General features: G+C 58.9%; 5 protein-coding genes. 2 read left to right on the forward strand and 3 right to left on the reverse strand.

Translation table 11 applies throughout. The annotated features are described in order from the left end of the window. Positions 1–359: 359 nt before the first annotated feature. Positions 360–602 carry a hypothetical protein gene (locus G6N73_RS34880; RefSeq protein ID WP_165034420.1) on the reverse strand — a complete coding sequence of 81 codons (243 nt, stop codon included), beginning with the start codon at positions 600–602 and terminating at the stop codon, positions 360–362. Between the two features lie 75 nt (positions 603–677). Between G6N73_RS34880 and G6N73_RS34885 the strand changes: the two genes are divergently transcribed. Both G6N73_RS34885 and G6N73_RS34890 read left to right on the forward strand, forming a co-directional pair. After that, positions 678–905, forward strand: a complete 228-nt coding sequence (locus tag G6N73_RS34885; protein WP_165034421.1) for a hypothetical protein — start codon at positions 678–680, stop codon at positions 903–905. Positions 906–1933: 1028 nt separating this feature from the next. Next, the gene (locus G6N73_RS34890; RefSeq protein WP_165034422.1) at positions 1934–2350 is read left to right on the forward strand and encodes a hypothetical protein; all 417 of its coding nucleotides are present in this window, start codon (positions 1934–1936) and stop codon (positions 2348–2350) included. Between the two features lie 629 nt (positions 2351–2979). Here the strand turns inward: G6N73_RS34890 and G6N73_RS34895 are convergent. Together G6N73_RS34895 and G6N73_RS34900 are read right to left on the reverse strand one after the other, a co-directional pair. Then, complete coding sequence (locus G6N73_RS34895) at positions 2980–3216, reverse strand: hypothetical protein (protein ID WP_165034423.1); 237 nt, start codon at positions 3214–3216, stop codon at positions 2980–2982. Between the two features lie 324 nt (positions 3217–3540). After that, on the reverse strand, positions 3541–4020 hold a 480-nt coding region (locus G6N73_RS34900; protein ID WP_165034424.1), incomplete at its 5' end, for a transposase.

The raw sequence follows: 4020 nt of genomic DNA on the forward strand, positions 1-4020 counted from the left end.
TAGGCCATATGGGGATATGGCAATGATCAGAGTATACCGCCGCGAACCACTGATTGCAGCTTGCCCAAATCGTATGGGCTCCATTTAACTTGGAACAAGGCACTTTGGTTCGCGTTCTCAGACTTCCAAGGGTATTTCATTCTTCAGCACTTGCCCTCGGAAGCAGGAGCCCGCCGCCTGTCCCGTCCTCGCGGCGGGCTTCTTGCGTTCAGGGTCAATCTTGATCACACAAAAGACCCGGCACAGGGTCGGGGGGCGGTGCCAGGTCTCTAAGGTCACGTGGGTGCGTTGGGCGAGTGACATTCAAAGCCTGCGCCCGGATCGTTAACGATATGTTAAGATGCGGGTCCGGCCGCCGATCAAGCGCAAGCGGTAGGTTTCTTTGACCCTGTGTCGCGCGGCCCGGAATTGCTGCGGTAAATCCACGGCGCTTCCCTGCCAGTTACGTCAATGATTGCCTGCAGCAGCGCGTCATGAAGGCGCTGCATGGCGCGACAGTGGTCGCAGCCCACGCGAAGGCCGCCGCTGTAGCCGATGATGATGCCGTGGATCGCCTCAGCGTCCGCCAGGAAGCGGTCGGTGTGGATGATACGCTTGGGCATTTTTCGATGTCCTGACATGGCAATCTCCGATGAGTTGAGAATCGCCGCACTAGGACATTATTCCTGACGCGCTGAGTGGGATCAAGCTCCGAACTCTCCGAAGTGACGCGGGAGTTCCTGAACGACCTGAGCAGGGAAGACACTGCCACGCTGAAAACCGGGCTGCCGCTCATCCGCAACATTGTGAGTTTCGGCAAGGTTACGAAATGGTTGGCGATAACGACGCTCGGCCTGCTCGTCGGCTTCGTTCTGTTGTGGGAATCGGTGTTGAAAATCGTTGCCTGGTTCCGGCCCCCGACCTGATCGATCTCACAATCGCGCCACCCTCAAGACCAGCTTGCAGTTCCTCGACGGTGCTCACGCCCTTTTGAGAAAGCGACATGATTAGATAACTGGCGTCGGAGTATTCCGGGCTGGACGGCGCGATGCCGTGACTAGCACAATGGTCATTCAAGACCTTGGCGAGCACGGCCAATTGTTCAGGACTGTATATTCCGGTGAAAGACATGACGCCTCCTGCTTAGTTGCAGTTGGGCGAAAGCCTGGTGGACTCTTTCAAGCACCCGTATGCCGTCGAATATCGGGCGACCTGTTTACCTTATTCCCTTGATCCCCCCAAGCAAGGGGTATTCGCGGGCCACTGCGCAAAACTTTATGGGCGGTCAGCAGCCTTTGTTCCGCTGCGCCGAACTGATGGCGATCAACTCGCCCTTGTGCGGCGCAACTGCACCCCTCCTTGTCGCCGCCTGTAAGGCTGCTCATCGGGACGCCGATCAGAAAGACGCCCACCGCATTGCCGGTCTGTGCCTGCCGGCGCAGCGGGCTCATGCGGCATCGGGGCGTGTTCGCGGTCATGGCGTTCGATCTATCATCATGGCCGGTATGTGAGGTATGTGAGGCATCCCACAGACGCCCCACGGAAGAACTCCTAACGTCGGCACAACCTTCCTCCCGAAGGTTACCTCGGAGGCCCGGTCGATAGCGCCCCTGTCGGCCGGGTCTTTTCTTCCGCCGCGTTTCGGCAGCGCCATTCGGGATCAATCCTTTTTTTAGTTTGGGCGGGTGGGAAAGGCCGTCACTGGAAACGGTGGCGGGCGTTTTTCATGGCAGATCGTATTGCCAAACATTGTCGGCGCGTTATTTCCCCGACAGTCAAACGCGTAGACGTTAGACCACCAGAGGAACTGGCCCGCTGCTTCGGTGGCGGGCACTCTCTTCGCGTTGCGAGGTGGCATTCTCGCCTGAGGCCAGGGGCGTTGTACGGGAGGGCCTACCCATGAATATGAGCACGCAAACCTGGATTATCGCTGCCGTCGTGGTTCTACTCATCATTGCCGGCCTTTATTTCGTCATGCGGCCTACGGCTGAGACGACGGCACCGCCTGCGACCACCGAACAACCTGCCCAACCAGCACCGGCAAATTAAGGGGTCGGGCAAGGCGAAGAACAAGCAGCTTGAAACCGACGCTGCAGAAGTCCGTATCCGCGCCACGCGCCGTCTCGGCGAACTGATGGCGGCGCAGCGGGAGGCCGGGCTGACGGCGAATGGCGGCGACGCCATGAAAGCTCGGGTTGAAAACAAACCCGAGCACTACCAACCACCTATCACACTCGCCGAAGCGGGCATCGACAAGAACCTCGCCAACGAAGCACGCAAGCTCGCCGCCATTCCTGAAACCGAATTTGATGGCATCGTCACCGGCTGCGGGCTTTTCTTTTGCCTGGTGGACGCGGCAGCCTTTGCCTGAAAACCGCCGCATCGGATATTGCTGAAAACGATTCGCTACCGCGCCCAAGCTTGAGACTATGGTGATTCGGGATCGCGGCGGTAATTGTATCTCCGAAAAACGCCCCAGGTGCGTCCAGCCGCCCGCCTTAGTAGCCGCCACCGCCACTACCACCACTGCCGCCAGCGGCCATACCGTTGCCGTTTGCCGTGGAGGCGGTTGACGGTACGGATGGACCCTCACCGCGTGGTGCTGTCGTGCAGGCCATCAAGAGCAACATCGAAAGTAATATGAGCGGGCGCATGGCGTTGACCTCCCTTTAGCGGGCGTTCCTATCGAAAACGTCTCACATCTAACCATTATTCCGTGACGGTAGCTCGCCGATTGCGCCCGCCTCGGTTCGCCCCTGGCGGAAGAGAGACAACAAAAAGCCCGCTGCGGGAGGAGGTGCAGCGGGCTCTCTATTTGGGCGAACTCGGGAGGAGGTGAGTTCGCTGTGCGCCGTCATCGCATCTGGGAGGAGTAGATGGCCGACAAGGGAAAGAGTACCTGATCCCGTTGATCCCGCAATGCACAAAAATTTTATTGCAAATGCGAAGATGTCGCAGCGAGCGCCGATGCCCGCCACGGTCGCCCTGGCGGGCTGTTTGCTAATGAGCGCGGCTATCGGCGCTTCGTTCATCGAACACAACCGCACAGCCTAACGCGATGGCAGTTTCCGATATTGCATTCGCCAGTTCTTCGTCAGGGGTCACGAAGTCTCCCGCGATTATCCGGAACTCCCCGATGGCCTTGGAGGTAGACAGTAGCGACCCAGCGTAGCCGGTATTAGCACAGGCCTTCACGGCCGAAATCAGATCGGCTTGGTTGAATTTGCTGTTGTCCATGATGGCTCTCCATGGTCGAGCCCGTTCTCCGGACAGTCAACCCATGCGTGCGGAAAGTGTTCCGTCGTAAAGCCGGCGATGTTCATGCATAATGGAAAGCTGGCCTGCCGTCCGGTGTGAAGACCTGATCATCTTTGACGTAATAGGCAGCCGCCCCGCTGCCTTGCATTCTGTACCACCAGCCGCCGTTTTCGCAGAATTCGCAAGTCTCGGTTTGGGGTGCGTAGATGCGCTGGCCCTCCTGGTAATATGCGGGCTTCCCCTCGGTGTGGCCTTGGTGCATTGATCGGGGTGCGGACGGATTTCGGTCTTTGATGCCGTTGGCTATGCCGTGGCCGCCTTGTAGCGGACAGACTTCGGGCGCGCGCATGTCAACATTCGATTGAGGACGGCACAACCAATGGCAACTTCGGTTTGCTGGGTCCGGAACGATCTTGCCCGCAGTCGGCGACCGATGATGGATTTGTAGCGGCCGATCGCGGTCTCAACGAGCGAGCGCTTACCGTAGCTGGTCGCAGCCTGCCATTTCATCCGGCCGTCTATGTTGATCGCCGCGATATGCCGGTCCCGCTGGCTGAGAGGTTCGGTATCTGCCCGCTCGATTGCGTTTGCACGCGGCGGTATGACGATCGTTGCACTGCGGCTATGGTTGGCGACGACCTTGTAGGTTGGCTTGCCGTCATAGGCGCCATCGGCTGTGAACTGGCCGATCTCTCCATCGATCTGGTCGAGCAGCGGCTCCACCTGCGAGGAATCTCCAGTGTCCTGATCGGTCATGACGTGAGCAATGATTTCACCGCTGTC

Origin of the sequence: Allomesorhizobium camelthorni (assembly GCF_011045125.1) — a bacterium.
Taxonomy (GTDB): domain Bacteria; phylum Pseudomonadota; class Alphaproteobacteria; order Rhizobiales; family Rhizobiaceae; genus Allomesorhizobium; species Allomesorhizobium camelthorni.

Bases quoted from the DNA above. Each gene is read 5' to 3' on its own strand.
- G6N73_RS34895 (WP_165034423.1), bottom strand. From the start codon at position 3,216: ATGGACAACAGCAAATTCAACCAAGCCGATCTGATTTCGGCCGTGAAG.
- G6N73_RS34880 (WP_165034420.1), bottom strand. From the start codon at position 602: ATGCCCAAGCGTATCATCCACACCGACCGCTTCCTGGCGGACGCTGAG.